The organism is Amycolatopsis rubida, from assembly GCF_900115345.1.
Lineage (GTDB): Bacteria > Actinomycetota > Actinomycetes > Mycobacteriales > Pseudonocardiaceae > Amycolatopsis > Amycolatopsis rubida.
The window spans coordinates 88,605-103,544 of record NZ_FOWC01000017.1 but is presented as its reverse complement, the minus strand read 5'-3'; the positions used below and the strand labels follow the sequence as shown (position 1 = coordinate 103,544).

The window sequence follows — 14,940 nt, the reverse complement described above, 5'->3', positions numbered from 1 at the left end:
CCGGCGAGGAGAGCCCGATGAGCTTCGACCTGTTCAAAATCAACGAAGACCACGAAGCGATCCGCGAGGCCGTGCGCGCGGTCGCCGAAGAGCAGATCGCCCCGCACGCCGCGGAGGCCGACGAGCGCGAAGAATTCCCCAAGGCGTCCTACGACGCATTGGTCGCGTCGGACTTCCACGCCCCGCACGTACCGGAGCAGTACGGCGGTGCCGGTGCCGACGCACTGGCCACCTGTATCGTGATCGAGGAAGTGGCGCGCGTGTGCGCTTCGTCCTCGCTCGTCCCCGCGGTGAACAAACTCGGCAGCCTGCCGCTGATCCTGGCCGCGAACGAGGACGTCAAGGCGAAGTACCTGCCCCCGCTGGCTTCGGGCGAGGCAGGATTCTCGTATGGACTGTCCGAACGCGACGCGGGCTCGGACACCGCCTCGATGCGGTGCCGCGCCACCCCTTCCGGCGACGACTGGATCCTGAATGGACAGAAGTCGTGGATCACCAACGCAGGCCTCTCCGAGTACTACACGGTTCTGGCGGTAACCGACCCCGACGGTCGCCGCGGCGCCAACGTGAGTGCTTTCGTGGTCGAGAAGTCCGACCCGGGATTCTCCTTCGGCGCCAAGGAAAAGAAACTGGGCATCAAGGGCTCGCCGACGCGTGAACTGCTGTTCGACCAGGTTCGCGTCCCGGGCGACCGCATGGTCGGCGAGCCGGGTCAGGGCCTGAAGATCGCCCTGAAGACGCTCGACCACACCCGCGTGACGATCGCCGCGCAGGCCGTCGGCATCGCGCAGGGCGCGCTGGACCACGCACTCGGGTATGTCAAGGAGCGCAAGCAGTTCGGCAAGCACATCGCGGACTTCCAGGGCATCCAGTTCATGCTGGCGGACATGGCGATGGCAGTCGAGACGGCGCGCCAGATGGTGTACGCCGCGGCCGCGAAGTCCGAACGAGGCGATGACGACCTGTCGTTCTTCGGAGCGGCGGCCAAGTGCCACGCGTCGGATGTGGCGATGAGCGTGACGACGGACGCGGTGCAGTTGCTCGGCGGGTACGGGTACACGCGTGACTTCCCGCTGGAGCGCATGATGCGGGACGCGAAGATCACCCAGATCTACGAAGGAACCAACCAAATCCAGAAGGTCGTCATGGCCCGCGCCCTGCTCAAGGGCTAGATTGATCTTGGCCCGGTAGTTCGGACGGTCCTGATGGTTCATGATCAGGCCGCTTCCAGGCCGTCATCGGTATCAGGCCGTCCGAACACCGCGTCGATCGCCTTCCGGGCCCGCTCGTGGCTGGAGGTCACGAGATGGGTGTAGGTGCGCAGGGTGAACCCGGCATCTCGGTGGCCGAGGTACTCGGCTAGTTCCTTGATCGACACCGCCCGCGCAAGCAGGACGGACGCGTAGAAGTGCCGGAGCGCGTGCATCCCGTCGGCTCGTCCCCGGTGGATCAGGCCAGCTTTCCGGAATGCGCCCTGCCACACGACTTTGGTGAACAGGTCTCCGGTGTAAAGCCGTCCGTTCTCTCCGGTCATCAGCAGTCGCACCGTGACCCGCTCGCCGTCGGCCTTCTGCCAGGGCAGCGTGATCGCGACGGCCGGGAAGCGGTCTTCGTGGTCGTCTATCTCGGCGAGCATGGACGGTGACAGCGGAATCGTCCGCGACCGGCCGCCCTTCGGCGAGGCGAACATCATCACGCCCTTGACCGTCTTGATCTGCCGCCGGATGTGGACGACCATCGCTTCGCGGTCCACGTCGTCAGGCGAGAACCCCAAGATCTCGCCTTGCCTCAGGCCGAGCCCGCCGCCCAGCGGGACAGTGATCTGGAAGCGCTCCGGGAGTCCTTTTCGGACATCCTCGACACGCTTTTCTTCCCACACCACGATGTCCGGGCTTTCGCCGACCGGACGGCGGACAGTCTTGGCGTGACACGGGTTCTCGCGGATGAGCTTGTCGTCTACGGCCGAGTCCATGACGCCCACCACTGTGGTGAACAGCACCGCCTGATAATTGGACGACAAGCCCCGCTCGTCCATGTCCGATACCCAGTCGCGAATAGTGGACGGCTTGATCTGCCCGAACACCATATTGCCGAACACTGGATAGATCTGACTTTCCAGTCTGCTGCGCAGGATCTCCCGTGTGGCCGGGTCCGGCGACTGGCTTTTCAGCCAACTGGCACCCTGCTTCCGGAATTTAACTTTCGACGCGCGCGGGTCGATGTATTTTCCCTCGCGCTTGTCGGACTCCACTTCGATGAGGAAATCGTCAGCCTTTTTCTTCTGCCGGTCGGGAAACGACTTCGACCGTTCCTCGTTGTCCGGGTTGAGGTACCGAACCTTGTAACGGAGACCGATGCCGTACAACTCCGTTTTCTCCATAACAGGCTTGCCCCGGGAATTCAGGAGAACTTTCCCGGTTTCCTTGTCCCGCGCAGGGCGGTACCAGCGGTCTTGAACGTGTCCCATCAGGCAGCCTCTTCCTCTTTCTCTTCCCCGGTCGCCCAGGCTTGCAATTTCGCGGGGTCGTAACGCAGGTGCCGCCCGATCTTGCGGACCGGCGGACCCTCTCCGCGCCACTTCCATTGATAAAGCGTCTTCACCGGAACGCCGAGATAGTCCGACACATCCTCGACCGACCACAGGCGTTCCATGCTGCGCACGTTGTCCATGTCCGTCCCCCTCTCGATCAGGCCGCCAGCGCCGGAGTTGCCGAAGTTTCCGGCGGCTCAGGCGGTGATCCGGATGCGGCGAGCCGGGCGGCTTCGTATTCGGCTTTCCAGGTGCGGCGTTCGGCGATGGCGCGCATGACGAGCTGGTCTCTGGGCGGGCAGTGCGGGTCGCCGGGTTCGACCTTGCGCCACGCCAGCTTTTCCGGATCAGGCCGTGGTTTCTCGATCCCGACCGCCGCCAGGGCGGACAGCACGAACCCCATGCGGTCGGCCTTGTGGTCGGCCACGGTCTTGCCAGACCATTTGCGCGACACCAGCACCCGACGGCCGGGCAGCCCGAGCGTCGTCCGCCGATGCGCGCGCCCCCGGCAGTGCCCCGGAGTCGTTTTTCCGCCTGCTCCCTTGGGATTGATGCCGTAGAGCAGCCACACCGCGCAGCGCGGCGAACACGGGGTGACCGCCAGCTCAGCGTGCAACCGGTCGTGGTGGTCCCGCTGCGCCGCAGTCTCGGCGTCGACCACTTCACCCGTGGACTTGGTGAGGTACTTCGTCAGGTAGCCGATATGGCGTCCGGCTTCCTCGGTGCCGCCGAGGATTCCCTTCGAGTGCACCTGTTCCCCGAACCGCACGACGTGCGCCGGTTCCTCCACTTCGGACACCGCGTCATCCCACCCGGTCAACGGTTCCCGGGTGTCAGGGTCCACAAAGGAACGAACATCGGGTTCCCACAACGGTTTCCGGTCCCCGCCGTAGACCATGACGTCATGGGCGGGCCACCACACCTGGTGGTAGGTCGCTTCGGTCACGAGCCGGATCACGTCGTGGGAAATCGCTCCCCGCAGCGCGGCATGGAGGTGTGGCGCGGCGCGTTTCTGAGGTTCCACGGTCGCGAAGTACTGCACGTCGAACCCGACCACCCGGCGCAGGTTCTGCCACCACCGGTCCACCAGCGCGGCGAAGTGCACCGCGTCCCGAGCCGCCCGCCGGTAGTCATAGCTGGCTGGATCGACCGGGGAGCCGTCCGGGCGCACCCGCCCGTAGGTGTCGCAGGTGAGCGTGACGAACATCGACGGCCGGAACCGGCCCGCGAACTCCCGTCCCACGGTGGTTTTGGCGACCTTCTTGCGGGGAAGGTTCGGCGCGTCCTGCCGCCGCCGCGTCGAGCGCTTCACCGCCTTTTTGCTCGGCGCGTCGAGGGCCGGGAGCCGTCCCGTCATGCCCGACTCGCGCAACTCGGTGTCCACACCGGACACTTCGGCCCGCAGTTCCTCCGCCTCGGGCTCGTTTCCGGTCTCGACCGCTTCCCGGTAGTGCGCAGCGAGATCAGCCCGGTAGGTCAGCAGTTCCGTCTGTGTCTCGGTCGGCTCCGCGCGGGTGATGACGGGTTCTTCGGTCAGGTGCCAGCCTTCCCGGCACTGGGCCTGCCGCAGGGCCTTGGCCTTGCGGGCGCAGGGCAGGCAGACCGATTCCACCGTGGAGCCGCAGGGCACCGGGACGTAGCGCAGTTCGCCGGTCCCGGTGTCGGCGACTTCCATGGTGAAGGGCCGGACGCACACCCCGTGCTGTTCGGCGGTCGCCTTCACCACCTCGGCCGCGAGCGCACCGCGGATTTTGCCCGGCGATCCGCTTGCCGGCATGGGCTGACCAGCGGTTTCGCCATCAGCCGCGGAGCGGGTCCATGCAGGCCCCGCAAGCGTGGCCGGCATTGGCTGACCAGGGCGTTCCTGTTCGGAGGGGGTCATCACGCGACCTCCCCACCGGCGCGTGCCCACTGCCGCAGCAGCCACACGGGCATGTCCTGATCGGTCCGCAGCGGCAGGTCCGGGAAGGCGGCCGGGTCGAACGGCACCCCGCCGTAGACACGGACAGGAACACCGCAGGGAGTGCGGCCGGTCAGCGACACCAGAACCCGTTTCCCGTCCCCAGTACGCCGCAGGCTCGCCCGCGATCCGTCGAGCGTCGACGCCCACACGCTCAACCCGCGCGCCACGCCGGGCAGGTCGCAGGTGTCGAGCTGCACCCGGACCGGCCCGGACTCGGGGGTGACTTCCACCGAGCACGCCGGGGGCAGCGCGTGGGAGTCGAGGTGGTCCCGGATGGCGTCGAGGAAGACCATCAGCCGGTTCATGCCGTCCCCCTTTCGCCGCTGCCGCGACGGTTGTGGGCGAGGTCGATCACCTGTGCCCCGCCGTTCGTGACGTAGTTCTCCAGCGCCTTGACCGTCGTGTCCGAGACCCATCCGGCGCGCACGCGCAGGGGTTCGCGGATCCCCTCGCCCCACACGTAACCCACGCCCGGAGTGCTCTCCGGAATGCGGTTGGCCCACGCGCCGCGCTCGTACGCGCCGTCGCCGAGCACCATCGACACCTGAGACTTCGACGTCACCCGGAGACAGACCCGGCGGGTGAACAGCTCCCGCACCGGAACCGTTTCCTTGGTCGGGTCCTGGACGTAGCCGCGCACCGAGATCAACGCCGCACGTCCTTGGGTGGTCAGCACCGAAATGTGGTCGGTGATCGCCTCGCGGGTCTTGCGGTCGGTGTAGCGGGTCAGCGCCGCCAGCTCGTCGAACTCCAGCAGCTCCAACGGGAACTCCTGCGACAGCGGCACTTCCCGGACCTGTCCGGCGAACGCCTTCTTCCGGCGTTCCAGCTCGTCCCGCAGCGCCTCCAGCACCTCCAGCGTCTCCGCACCGGACACCGCGTAGCGGGAGAAGATCCCGCGCCCGTAGGCGAGTTCCATGCCCTTGGGGTCCACACCGGAGGCCCGCACCAGCCCCGAGCGGATCGCCGGGGCAGCCGACACCAGCGGCGACCACATCACCGAGTTCTTCCCCGCACCGGAGGCACCCGCGACGAGGGTGTGCGCGCCGCCGCCGAGCAGGGGCAGCCGCCACGCCGTGCCGTACTCGGTGGACCCGGCGAACACCCTCCGCAGGTCCACCGCCGACGCTTCGGCCACGTCCGGCAGCGGGAGGCAGGACACGGCCGAGGCCAGCAGGTCACGGCGCATGAAGTCCACCGACACCACGTCCGGCTCGATCTCCCGCACCTGCACCCGCGTGACCCGCCGGGCCGTCGCCAACGCGCGCGCGGCCTCGCCGAAATCCTCGGGAGTCTGGCCGGGCACCAGCCGTACCCGAACCTCGTCCCACGACGGGCCGGAACGCACCCGCAGCAGTTTCGGGAAGGCCACGCCCGCGTCACGCCGGGACTGGGCCACCGCTTCCCGCTTGCGACGGCGGGACACCAGGTTCACGGTCACATCCACCGGGATCGCTTCGTCCCGCACAGTCAGGCCGCAGGCATGCAGCCAGCCCGGCAGCTTGCGCCCGTAGACGGCCCACCGCAGCCACCACGCCCGCACCCAGCGACCGCACCACTGCTCAAACCCGATCGGCCAGCCGCACCGCCACACGAGCGCCACCAGTCCGACAGTGCCCGTCGTGATCGCCAGGGAGGGCCAGCCGAGCCAGTGCCACCACGCGCCCAGGGCGAGCAGGGCCAGGCAGGTGCGCCAGTGGGCGGCCAGTTGCCGAACAATCCAGCCCGCCGCCCGCACCAGGCCCCACAGGGCCAGGCCGAGGACCGCCATGGCGGCCAGGGTTTCCGCGATCGCCGCGAACGCCCGGCCGAGCTTGGCCAGCACCCACACCAGCACCGCCAGGCCCGCGCCGACGGTCAGCATTGTTGCCGCGTTCATCGGGCATCACCGCCCCCGGGCCGTGCGCAGCTATCCGGCAGCCGCAGGACCAGCGGCAACATGCCCTGGCACGCGGCGCACGCGGTTTCGCCGGGCACGAGCCGCGCGAATTTCCGGCACTTTTGGCAGCGCGTTCGGGTGACCCCGGTTGACGGCTGTTGTCGGTTGTCATTTATGTTTGTCATCGTTCACCACCAGTGGACAGGCGCAGAACCGGTTTCGTGTTTGGCGACAGGGCCGGTTCTGCGTTTATTTACAGGGACAATTCCGGGCACGCGGGACGCGTTCAGTCACAAGCACGCGCCCCGCGTGCTTTTTCTGTATTCGATTGAAAAGAATTCCGTTCAGCGTGTCGCGGAGAACACCTCCGCCGGTTCGCTAGTCGTAGTCTTCGGCGTATTCCGGCCGCCGGGTCAGGCGGGCGATGGCCGCTCGCTGCTGGCCGAACATCACCGATGCCTCGTACCGGTGATCCAGGTCGGTCGCCGAGACGTTCTTGTACAGCTGTGCGACATGCCGCATCCAGCCGATCCGTTCCGGCAGGGCCGCGCCCTCGCCCGGGTCGAGCCGTCGTGCTTCGCTGCGCGCGTCCTCCAGCGTGGTCACCGCATCGACGTCTTTCACGATCGTGCTCCGTTCCGTTCTCGCGCCGAGGCGGGCCAGTCATGCGCCAGGCGGACCTTCTCCTGACGCCACCACCCCGGATCCCACGACACGCCCCGTCGCGCGCATTCCTCCCGTTGCACATGGTCGCGCATCGCGACGATGAGCAGGTGCCGCCGATAGAACGGCACGTCCCCTCCCACCGCGTATCCCATCCGCACCAGCACCGGAATCGACGGGTAAGACTGCCCCAGCTCGGTCTGGCCCCACGTCGAGGGATTGACCCCGGCGTCCTCGGCCGCCTCCCGGGCCAGCTTCCGCGCCCGCATCCGCATCGAGAAAAGCAGTTGCGCCAGGCACTTCGGCGCTTCCGTGCCGCTCGTGCCGAAGCCGCACAGCTCGTCCACAAAGGACTTCCGAGGCTTCCGCGGACTGGGCGGGCCCGCCGTGCCCGCCACCCTCAGCAGCAGCGCGTACGGCGACACGTCCAGCGCGTTCGCCAGCCCGGCCACGACCCCGAGCTGCCGCACCGGCCGCTCGCCCCGCTCCAGCCGACCGAACGTGGTCTTGTTGACCCCCGCGAGCGCGGCCGCCTCGTGTTGCGTCCTGTTCACCTCCAGCCGACGCAGCCACAGGAAAGCCGCTGCCGCGCGCATGATTTGCCCTTCCGTCGCCACCGCTTCGCAGCCGTCCACGTCCATGCCCATGCCCATCACCTTTCCCGCTCCGCCAGGCTCCCCGGACGCGTCCAGTGCGGAAACCATCTCTGCCCCCTCGCCGCGTAGTACTGCCGCCGCAACTGGTCCCGCATCGCCAGCACCAGCAACGGAACCCGATACTCCTCCGCGTCGCGCCCCAGGCTTCCCGCGATCCGCTCCAGAACCGGAATTGAGGGAAGGTACCGGCCCCGCTCCAGCTTTTCCCACGTCGCGGCATGCAGCTCCGCGTTCCGGGCCGTCGAGGCACACCCCAGACGCGCACTCACCCGCAGAAGAAAAACCAGCTCTCCCAAGCACTCCGGCTCATGCGCCCGGCACACGCCGCTGTGCGCCAACCGGCCCATCACCGAGGGCAGGTGCACGTCGCGATCGATCTCCTCCCCGCCGTTCGCCACCATCACCACCAGCCCGTACGAGTTCACCTCCAACGCCTTCGCCAACGCGGCCGTCATCGACAGCGACCGAACCGGCCATAGCCCTTTCTCGAACCGGAGCACCGAGTTCTGACTCATGCCCGCACGGAAAGCCACCGCTCGTTGAGTCAATCCCAGCTCCCGCCGACGTGCCAGCAGAAACCTGCCGACCGCACGCGCCCTCTCGTCCACCGCTCTCATCCTCGACCGGCCCCCGCCCTGTTCTCCATTTCCGCGATTCGCAGACTTTCGATGAACGCACAACTCAGCGCTTCGTGACGGTGCCGGGTGTCGATCTCCGCCACCTCCTGGTACATCCGCATATTTTCCTTGTGCCACAACAACTCATCCGCCCGCGACGCGGGACCCCGGGGCTTCCGGTCCAGCTTCCGGTCGTGTGCCTCGTCCAGCGTCCGGGGTCCCGTTTTCGTCGCCATCACGCATCACCCCGACCCGGGCCGTTGCGGCGACCACGCCCGGACGCCGGACGCGAACTCGGGAGCCGATGCGGATTCGTCAGCCGGACCCGCTCCGCCGTCGCCTGTACCGCCGGTTCCGCCGCACTCGCGGCCAGTTCCGCCGCTTGCCGCGAGAACTCCCGCACCGCCAGCACCACCGCCGCGCGGACCCACCACGGCCACGCCTGCGCCTCCAGCAACTCATGCCAGCGATGCGCTACCGCTTCCGTCGCAAGGCCGAGCTGTTCACGCGCCTCGTCCGTGCTCTCCCGCTGCTCGACGTTGTACAGACCCGCGTACGCCTGATACGCCGAAGTCCACGCCTGTTCCAGCTCTTTCACCGACCGACGCCGCGCGTGCATCACTAAGCCGCCTTGGACTCGTCCGAATTGGACGACGCCGCCGACCGCGACGACTTAGCCGCGCCCGACGAACCCGAACCCGAACCCGAACCCGACGCAGCAGCCCGGAAACCCGTCGCCCGGAAAACGTACGTCTGGTACTTGAACTCGCCCTGCCCGCCGACACGTGGTTCCGCCGTCAGCCCCTCCAATTCCACCGGCCGCATACCCGGCAGAACCTCACCAGTCGTCGGCACCGGCTGCACGTCCGCCAGCAACGTCATCTCAAATGACGCCCGCTTCGCCTTCGGCTCACCCAGATCCGTCGCCATGAACTTCCACTGCCGCTTGCCCGTCACCTCGTCCACCCGCTGACGAGTTGGACGACCCGCCGCGCGATCCTCCCGAGACTGATACTCGTTGTCCGCCGACACCTCACCCACCATCACCAAACCCTGAGGAAAAGCCTCCTCAAACTGCATTTCAAACCGGTGATTACGCTCAATAGCCATAATGTTAGTTCCTTTTGCGATCGACTTAGCCGTCGCGAAGCTTTGCGCGCGCTTCGCTTAACGATTCAATTAAATTGTCCAGTGCGTCATCGTCGACAATGAGAAGAATCGGAAAAGCCTTCCCTAGATTTAATTCGACCCGATCCGCATACGGTGCGACATTCGCTCGAATGGGCAAATTCGACGTTATCCGCACCTGGACGACTTCCCTCACGACTCCTGCCCGGATCAGATTGCCGTCTCATTCAGAGGCATTGCGAACATGTCACGCTCGCTTTCTTCTTCACTTGCGTTCATCATGTCTCCTGTCGCTAGTTGCATGTCCAGCGGAGCGCCGAACTAGCACCAAGTTTGCCGCCGGAGAAGGGACACGATCACCACGCACAGGGACATCTCAGGACGTCCTGCGGTACACTGAGACGTCCCAGGAGATCCCCGAGGAGCGCAGTTGCCGAACGAACGATTGAGAGACGCCCTGCTCCAGCGCGGTTTGGCAGTGGAGGAGGTAGCTCGGGCAACCCGCGTGGACCCCAAGACCGTTGAACGTTGGATCACCCAGGGCAGGACGCCCTACGCTCGCCACCGCCACGCGATCGCTGGGATGGTGCAAGAGTCGGAAAATTACCTCTGGCCTAACGCGGTAACACCTGGACGAAAAGCCGAGATCAGCGGCTCCGAGCTAATTGATTTTTACCCACATCGACATTCAGTACCTAATGACATATGGACACGACTCATTGAGCACTCTAAAAAGCACATTGAAATACTTCTATACTCGGGCATGTTTCTTACAGACGACCCCAGTCTAGTAAAGCGATTGAAAGGCAAAGCTGATAGCGGCGTAAAAATTCGGATTCTTCTCGGCGATCCAACAAGCCGCGAAGTTGCACGACGAAGCGAAGAAGAAGGGATTGGAAAGACAACACTCGCAGCGAAGGTGCGGAATGCACTTGCCTTCTATCGCCCACTTAGCGAAGTTTCGGGCGTGCAGATAAAGTGCCACTCTACGACGCTGTACAACTCAATATATAGATTTGACGATGAGATGCTAGTTAATACTCACGTCTACGGCTTCATGGCAGGACATGCTCCGCTTATTCACTTGCGACGCCTCGCGGGCGGAGATCTTTTTGAAACATATTCCGAAAGCTTTGAGTCGGTGTGGCAGACCGCCAAGAACCCGAAATGGTGAACTGACAATGGCGCGTACAGATTACTATCAGGATCCCAACGCCCCGGAAGCCAACAGTATTGTTTCCGCGGTGACAGCTTTCGTTCTTAACGGCGACGGACAATTACTGATGATCCGACGGACCGATAATGACCTTTATGCGATTCCAGGCGGTGGACAAGAAATCGGGGAGAGCATCGCGGATACAGTCATACGCGAGGTTCGCGAAGAGACTGGAATCAAGGTAACCGTAGACGAAGTGATCGGCATTTACACGGACCCGCAGCATGTCATTGAGTTCACGGACGGAGAGGTCCGACAAGAGTTTTCCATCTGCTTCCGCGCTACCCCGATAGGCGGCCAGTTGCGTACAAGCAGCGAAAGCAAAGAGGCCCTCTGGGCGAATCCGGAAGAGCTGGAATCGCTAAATATCAGCGATTCCATAAGGCTGCGAATTTCGCACGGATTTGAGCGACGCCGGAAACCATACTTTACGCCTGCAAGTTAGCTTCCTCTAGTCGACGCTCGACCCGGGTTACACACGACACCAGCTCTCCGCTTGCGTGGTGGATAAACACTGATACCGGCGAGCCTTCGGCATATCGCGCCTTAATCTCGTTAATCCTATCTACTACGCCCGTTGATTTACCGTCGGGCGTAGTAGTCATGTCTGCCCAAGACAGAGCATCTAGGAGATCCTGGTCAGGCTTGAGAAAGCTAGCTAGCTGCTCCGACAAGTTCCGAATTTTTGCCTCAGCAGCCGCACACGAGTGATGAGCGACGAGGCGAATCACGTCATCGGGTGCACCCTTCTCCTGAAGAAATATCGCACCGTCTAGAGAGTGAAATCCCGTTCTAACCACGCTGGGCGCATAGCCCACGTCATGCAGGATTGCAGCAGCGGATAAAATTTCTGCCGTCTCGGCAGGAAAAAGCGGCAGCGTCACGCTGATTCGCCGACTCACGCCCTGAACATGCGCCCACCGTCGCGGCAGCACCTCCGCTAGATGTGAAGCTGCCTCGTGCGTTGCCCAGGCCACCAAGTCCATAGGCCTAGTTTCGCGCACGCGATCACCGAGTGCACAGCGGGTAGAGGATTGGCGTTGCTTGCCGAATTTGGCTCTATGGGATCAAGGCGCGCCGCCTGCGACGGCGCGCAACCGGTCACCTCGCGTACGGCGAGACTCGCCGATAGCTGGGCGGGCCTCCGCTGGCGCTCCGGCCGGCCCGCCCGGCGAGCCCGCCGCAGACTCGCCCCGGGTGCGCACGCCCCCGCAGACGCCGCCCACGACCCAATAGACCCGCATCCGCCCAGCTCAACGGCAACAGCTTCCCGCGGATTCCGGCCAGCACCCCGCGCTCACCTTCGGCGCTGAGCCGTCCTCCTCGCGCCCGATCCTCGAATGCCGCGCCGACAGCCTCAAGGGCGCCTACGGCGTCGCTGCGCGATGAGCTGACGCTCCCCCTTGACCCCGCCAGCACGGCACTCACGACGGCAAGGGCGAGAACGACGGACAGAACAGCCCAGCGCCTCCCTACTACCGGCACGGCTGGTAGGCGCATGAAAGGGACAGCCCCCGGGCGTCGGAGCGCTCGGGGGCTGTCCCAGGCCGTCTACAGGCCGTCGGACGTCGGGGAGGGCTGAGATTTGGTGAGAACTGTCAAGATGTGTTTATGCAGATCAGAAGCCCTTTTCCTGGTCTTGCCGCAGGTCACTATTTACCAGGGCGAAAATCACCCAGATCTACGAAGGCACGAACCAGATCCAGCGGCTGGTGATGGCTCGGCAGCTGCTGAAGGGCTGAGGTCCTTCGGGTTGGGGAAGCGGCACCGTCGAGATGGCGGTGCCGCTTTGCTTTTTCAGCGTTCTTGAGCGGCGCGCAGCCCGTACGGAGCGGAGATCCGGAAAGCGGAACCGACTCCATCGTCCAGGTTTCTTTCCGGGCTTCAGGCGAGTCAGAACCGGAGAAGCGTCCGGTGTGGGATTCGCGGGTGCTTTCCGCGTCGACCGCATTGCGGGCAAGGCGGATATCGGATGGTTCCCGACTGCCGGTCGGTCCAGCTCGAACCGATTCCGCCGGGCGGTGTGGCCGCGGCGCTGGTGGAGGCTCTGCCGGAGTATCCGGCGGCGCGGAGGGAAACAGGTGCGGGTGCCGACGGCCTGCCTGGAGGACGCGAGCGTGGATCCATTGTCGGAGATGTCCGGACGAGCCGACGAACTGCGGTACCTGATGCGGGCGGACCGGAGCGGGGTGCACAAGCTCCACGTCGCGGTCGGCAACGGTGCCAGCCGTGTCCGCAGCGCCCGCTGACGGACTACGACCTCGTCCGCATCGGCCGGATCCTGGCGTTCACGAGTGATTCCGGCGGCGATCCGTAAGCCACCAGCGGGAGCCGCGCCACCCTCGTGGACGCGCTGAACCGCACCTTCGACGGCTTGGGGTAACGGCGAGAGCGCGGCCACCGGCCAGCAGAGTGCGCAATTGTCTTCCGGCTATGCCCGCTCAGGACGCTGGCTTGTGCTGCCGATCATGCCGCCGCTGCGCCTTGACCACGTCCACCGCCCGCGCTCGAACCCAATCCAGCAGGCCCTCCAACGGTGTCGCCAGTTCCTGCCCGAGTTCCGTGAGCGAGTACGTCACCTTGGGCGGCGTCGCGGGCTCCACCTCGCGATGGATCAAGCCGTCCCGCGTGAGCGTGCGCAGGTTCTGCGACAGCATCTTCTCGCTGATTCCGCCGATCGTGTCCCGCAGTTCGGAGAAGCGCGCCGGGCGATCGCGCAAGGAGAGCAGGATCAGCGTGCCCCAGCGGCTGCACACGTGGTCTAGCACCGTCCGGCCGGGGCAGTTGCTGTTGAACGCGTCACCCGGGTCCGGGGCGGTGCGGCGTCCTGCCTCGGTGCCTACTCCCATGTCCGGAGCTTACCCCGCGGTGCGTACTTACCGAAAGTTAGCCCAGAACCTACGGTGAGCTTCACTGCGACACAAGGAGGTGCTCCCGTGACTGTTTTGGTGATCGGTGCTACCGGCAACGTCGGCCGTCAGGTGGCTGTCCAGCTGGCCGGGCATGGTCTTTCGGTCCGCGCGTTGGCTCGGCGGCCGGAGAAGGCCGATGTGCCCGGCGGCGTTGACGTCGTTCCCGGGGATCTGTCTGATGCGGACAGCTTGCGTGCGGCCTTGCGCGGGGTGGATTCGGTCTTCTTGATGTGGCCGTTGATTTCCGGAGAACCGGCTGAGGCGATCGCGGACGCTGTCGCCGCCGGCGCTCGCCGGCTGGTTCTTCTTTCCTCGGCTGCGGCGCGCCGTGACTCGGACGACGCGATCAGCCGGGTCCATCGCGCGGTGGAGAAGGCGATCGAGCGCACCAGTCTGGAGTGGACGTTCCTCCAACCGCACGGCTTCGCGGCCAACACCCTTGGCTGGGCGTCGCAAATTCGCGGGGACGGTGTCGTTCGCGGGGCTTACGGTTCGGTGTACTCCACGCTCATCCACGAAGCCGACATGGCGGCAGTCGCGGTCGCTGCGCTGACCTCCGAAGGACACGCCGGGGCCAAGTACGACCTCACCGGCCCCGCTGCGCTCACGCAGGTCGAGCAGGTCCGGGTGATCGGGGAGGTGATCGGCCGGGAGACCCGGTGGGAGGAGGTGCCGCGGGACGTCGCGCGCGAACGCCTCCTTGAGCGGATCCCGGCGGAGTACGCGGACGCCATGCTCGACGCGTACGCCCGCTTGGCCGGCGGCGAACCTGACCGGCCGACGACGACGGTCGAGGACGTCACCGGGGTTCCGGCGCGGACTTTCGCGCAGTGGGTGGCCGATCACGCGGCCGAGTTCAAGGGGCGTTGACGGCTGCCGAGGCGTTGACGCGGTGCGCGGGGGAGACCCAGAGGAGCCACCCCTCCGCATCAAGGGTTCAGCAATTGCTAATATTCGCAATTGCTGAACCCTTCCGCCTCGGCCGCGGGCGGGTCCGGACCGAAGGAGGCGCCCGTGAGCAGACCGCTCTACCAGCTGAAAGCCGAGTTCTTCAAAACGCTCGGCCATCCGGCCCGGATCCGGGTGCTGGAGCTGCTGTCGCAGCGCGAGCACGCCGTCGCGGAGATGCTGCCCGAGGTCGGGATCGAACCGGCGAACCTGTCGCAGCAGCTGGCGGTCCTGCGCCGGATGGGGCTGGTCACCACGCGCAAGGAAGGGTCGAGCGTCTACTACTCGCTGATCAGCCCGCAGGTCGCGGAGCTGATGGCGGTGGCGCGCGAGATCCTGACCGGGGTGCTGTCCGGGCAGGTCGAACTGCTCGACGACCTGCGCACGGCGCAGGCGGGCAGCGCGCCTTCCGCGGAGCGCTGACGTGC

20 protein-coding genes are annotated in these 14,940 nt (G+C 65.6%); 7 read left to right on the top strand and 13 right to left on the bottom strand.

Annotation, left to right across the window (positions count from 1 at the left end):
- The first annotated feature begins 17 nt into the window (after positions 1–17).
- Complete coding sequence (locus BM362_RS39585; protein WP_093576634.1) at positions 18–1,172, top strand: acyl-CoA dehydrogenase family protein; 1,155 nt, start codon at positions 18–20, stop codon at positions 1,170–1,172.
- A 44-nt stretch (positions 1,173–1,216) separates the two neighbouring features.
- Here the strand turns inward: BM362_RS39585 and BM362_RS39580 are convergent, their stop codons facing one another.
- From BM362_RS39580 to BM362_RS39530, 11 genes are all read right to left on the bottom strand, one after another.
- The gene (locus BM362_RS39580) at positions 1,217–2,467 is read right to left on the bottom strand and encodes a site-specific integrase (RefSeq protein WP_093576633.1); all 1,251 of its coding nucleotides are present in this window, start codon (positions 2,465–2,467) and stop codon (positions 1,217–1,219) included.
- Positions 2,467–2,670 carry a helix-turn-helix domain-containing protein gene (locus tag BM362_RS39575; protein ID WP_093576632.1) on the bottom strand — a complete coding sequence of 68 codons (204 nt, stop codon included), beginning with the start codon at positions 2,668–2,670 and terminating at the stop codon, positions 2,467–2,469. Before BM362_RS39575 ends, BM362_RS39580 begins: the two co-directional genes overlap by 1 nt.
- Before the next feature lie 17 nt (positions 2,671–2,687).
- Complete coding sequence (locus tag BM362_RS39570; RefSeq protein ID WP_093576631.1) at positions 2,688–4,307, bottom strand: replication initiator; 1,620 nt, start codon at positions 4,305–4,307, stop codon at positions 2,688–2,690.
- A gap of 104 nt (positions 4,308–4,411) precedes the next feature.
- Positions 4,412–4,798, bottom strand: coding sequence for a hypothetical protein (locus tag BM362_RS39565; protein ID WP_093576630.1), 387 nt, complete (start codon positions 4,796–4,798; stop codon positions 4,412–4,414).
- Positions 4,795–6,372: an FtsK/SpoIIIE domain-containing protein gene (locus tag BM362_RS39560; RefSeq protein WP_093576629.1), complete on the bottom strand. Its 1,578-nt coding sequence runs from the start codon at positions 6,370–6,372 to the stop codon at positions 4,795–4,797. Before BM362_RS39560 ends, BM362_RS39565 begins: the two co-directional genes overlap by 4 nt.
- Before the next feature lie 378 nt (positions 6,373–6,750).
- Positions 6,751–6,996 (bottom strand): AMED_5909 family protein, encoded by a 246-nt coding sequence (locus BM362_RS39555; protein ID WP_093576628.1) that lies wholly within the window; start codon positions 6,994–6,996, stop codon positions 6,751–6,753.
- On the bottom strand, positions 6,993–7,739 hold the full coding sequence (locus BM362_RS39550) for a helix-turn-helix domain-containing protein (protein ID WP_093576627.1): 747 nt from the start codon (positions 7,737–7,739) through the stop codon (positions 6,993–6,995). Before BM362_RS39550 ends, BM362_RS39555 begins: the two co-directional genes overlap by 4 nt.
- Positions 7,688–8,308: a helix-turn-helix domain-containing protein gene (locus BM362_RS39545; protein WP_093576626.1), complete on the bottom strand. Its 621-nt coding sequence runs from the start codon at positions 8,306–8,308 to the stop codon at positions 7,688–7,690. The genes BM362_RS39550 and BM362_RS39545 overlap by 52 nt, the downstream gene beginning before the upstream one ends.
- Positions 8,305–8,544, bottom strand: coding sequence for an AMED_5909 family protein (locus BM362_RS50845; RefSeq protein ID WP_093576625.1), 240 nt, complete (start codon positions 8,542–8,544; stop codon positions 8,305–8,307). The genes BM362_RS39545 and BM362_RS50845 overlap by 4 nt, the downstream gene beginning before the upstream one ends.
- Positions 8,544–8,927, bottom strand: a complete 384-nt coding sequence (locus BM362_RS39535; RefSeq protein ID WP_143132612.1) for a hypothetical protein — start codon at positions 8,925–8,927, stop codon at positions 8,544–8,546. The genes BM362_RS50845 and BM362_RS39535 overlap by 1 nt, the downstream gene beginning before the upstream one ends.
- A 2-nt stretch (positions 8,928–8,929) precedes the next feature.
- Complete coding sequence (locus BM362_RS39530; protein ID WP_093576623.1) at positions 8,930–9,418, bottom strand: hypothetical protein; 489 nt, start codon at positions 9,416–9,418, stop codon at positions 8,930–8,932.
- Positions 9,419–9,866: 448 nt separating this feature from the next.
- On the opposite strand from BM362_RS39530, the gene BM362_RS39525 reads away from it, so the two are divergent.
- Both BM362_RS39525 and BM362_RS39520 read left to right on the top strand, forming a co-directional pair.
- Complete coding sequence (locus BM362_RS39525) at positions 9,867–10,610, top strand: DUF5919 domain-containing protein (protein ID WP_093576622.1); 744 nt, start codon at positions 9,867–9,869, stop codon at positions 10,608–10,610.
- A gap of 7 nt (positions 10,611–10,617) precedes the next feature.
- Positions 10,618–11,097 carry an NUDIX hydrolase gene (locus BM362_RS39520; protein WP_093576621.1) on the top strand — a complete coding sequence of 160 codons (480 nt, stop codon included), beginning with the start codon at positions 10,618–10,620 and terminating at the stop codon, positions 11,095–11,097.
- On the opposite strand, the gene BM362_RS39515 is transcribed toward BM362_RS39520, so the two are convergent.
- The gene (locus BM362_RS39515) at positions 11,081–11,638 is read right to left on the bottom strand and encodes an HD domain-containing protein (RefSeq protein WP_093576620.1); all 558 of its coding nucleotides are present in this window, start codon (positions 11,636–11,638) and stop codon (positions 11,081–11,083) included. The two genes, BM362_RS39520 and BM362_RS39515, sit on opposite strands and share 17 nt — an antisense overlap.
- Positions 11,639–12,247: 609 nt before the next feature.
- On the opposite strand from BM362_RS39515, the gene BM362_RS50135 reads away from it, so the two are divergent.
- Together BM362_RS50135 and BM362_RS47920 are read left to right on the top strand one after the other, a co-directional pair.
- Positions 12,248–12,394, top strand: coding sequence for an acyl-CoA dehydrogenase family protein (locus tag BM362_RS50135; protein WP_280142771.1), 147 nt, complete (start codon positions 12,248–12,250; stop codon positions 12,392–12,394).
- Between the two features lie 339 nt (positions 12,395–12,733).
- Positions 12,734–12,901: a hypothetical protein gene (locus BM362_RS47920; protein ID WP_167545606.1), complete on the top strand. Its 168-nt coding sequence runs from the start codon at positions 12,734–12,736 to the stop codon at positions 12,899–12,901.
- Between the two features lie 192 nt (positions 12,902–13,093).
- Here the strand turns inward: BM362_RS47920 and BM362_RS39510 are convergent, their stop codons facing one another.
- Positions 13,094–13,501: a winged helix-turn-helix transcriptional regulator gene (locus BM362_RS39510; RefSeq protein ID WP_093576619.1), complete on the bottom strand. Its 408-nt coding sequence runs from the start codon at positions 13,499–13,501 to the stop codon at positions 13,094–13,096.
- Between the two features lie 87 nt (positions 13,502–13,588).
- On the opposite strand from BM362_RS39510, the gene BM362_RS39505 reads away from it, so the two are divergent.
- Both BM362_RS39505 and BM362_RS39500 read left to right on the top strand, forming a co-directional pair.
- Positions 13,589–14,434 (top strand): NAD(P)H-binding protein, encoded by an 846-nt coding sequence (locus BM362_RS39505; protein ID WP_093576618.1) that lies wholly within the window; start codon positions 13,589–13,591, stop codon positions 14,432–14,434.
- A gap of 144 nt (positions 14,435–14,578) precedes the next feature.
- The gene (locus tag BM362_RS39500; protein WP_067586807.1) at positions 14,579–14,935 is read left to right on the top strand and encodes an ArsR/SmtB family transcription factor; all 357 of its coding nucleotides are present in this window, start codon (positions 14,579–14,581) and stop codon (positions 14,933–14,935) included.
- Positions 14,936–14,940: the final 5 nt, after the last annotated feature.

What these genes read in the sequence shown, in the direction of transcription:
- BM362_RS39580 (WP_093576633.1), bottom strand. Translation starts at nt 2,467, where the DNA reads ATGGGACACGTTCAAGACCGCTGGTACCGCCCTGCGCGGGACAAGGAA.
- BM362_RS39575 (WP_093576632.1), bottom strand. Translation starts at nt 2,670, where the DNA reads ATGGACAACGTGCGCAGCATGGAACGCCTGTGGTCGGTCGAGGATGTG.
- BM362_RS39550 (WP_093576627.1), bottom strand. Translation starts at nt 7,739, where the DNA reads ATGGTTTCCGCACTGGACGCGTCCGGGGAGCCTGGCGGAGCGGGAAAG.
- BM362_RS39545 (WP_093576626.1), bottom strand. Translation starts at nt 8,308, where the DNA reads ATGAGAGCGGTGGACGAGAGGGCGCGTGCGGTCGGCAGGTTTCTGCTG.
- BM362_RS39515 (WP_093576620.1), bottom strand. Translation starts at nt 11,638, where the DNA reads ATGGACTTGGTGGCCTGGGCAACGCACGAGGCAGCTTCACATCTAGCG.
- BM362_RS50845 (WP_093576625.1), bottom strand. Translation starts at nt 8,544, where the DNA reads ATGGCGACGAAAACGGGACCCCGGACGCTGGACGAGGCACACGACCGG.
- BM362_RS39510 (WP_093576619.1), bottom strand. Translation starts at nt 13,501, where the DNA reads ATGGGAGTAGGCACCGAGGCAGGACGCCGCACCGCCCCGGACCCGGGT.
- BM362_RS39520 (WP_093576621.1), top strand. Translation starts at nt 10,618, where the DNA reads ATGGCGCGTACAGATTACTATCAGGATCCCAACGCCCCGGAAGCCAAC.
- BM362_RS39570 (WP_093576631.1), bottom strand. Translation starts at nt 4,307, where the DNA reads ATGCCGGCAAGCGGATCGCCGGGCAAAATCCGCGGTGCGCTCGCGGCC.
- BM362_RS39560 (WP_093576629.1), bottom strand. Translation starts at nt 6,372, where the DNA reads ATGAACGCGGCAACAATGCTGACCGTCGGCGCGGGCCTGGCGGTGCTG.
- BM362_RS39585 (WP_093576634.1), top strand. Translation starts at nt 18, where the DNA reads ATGAGCTTCGACCTGTTCAAAATCAACGAAGACCACGAAGCGATCCGC.
- BM362_RS39565 (WP_093576630.1), bottom strand. Translation starts at nt 4,798, where the DNA reads ATGAACCGGCTGATGGTCTTCCTCGACGCCATCCGGGACCACCTCGAC.
- BM362_RS39535 (WP_143132612.1), bottom strand. Translation starts at nt 8,927, where the DNA reads ATGCACGCGCGGCGTCGGTCGGTGAAAGAGCTGGAACAGGCGTGGACT.
- BM362_RS39530 (WP_093576623.1), bottom strand. Translation starts at nt 9,418, where the DNA reads ATGGCTATTGAGCGTAATCACCGGTTTGAAATGCAGTTTGAGGAGGCT.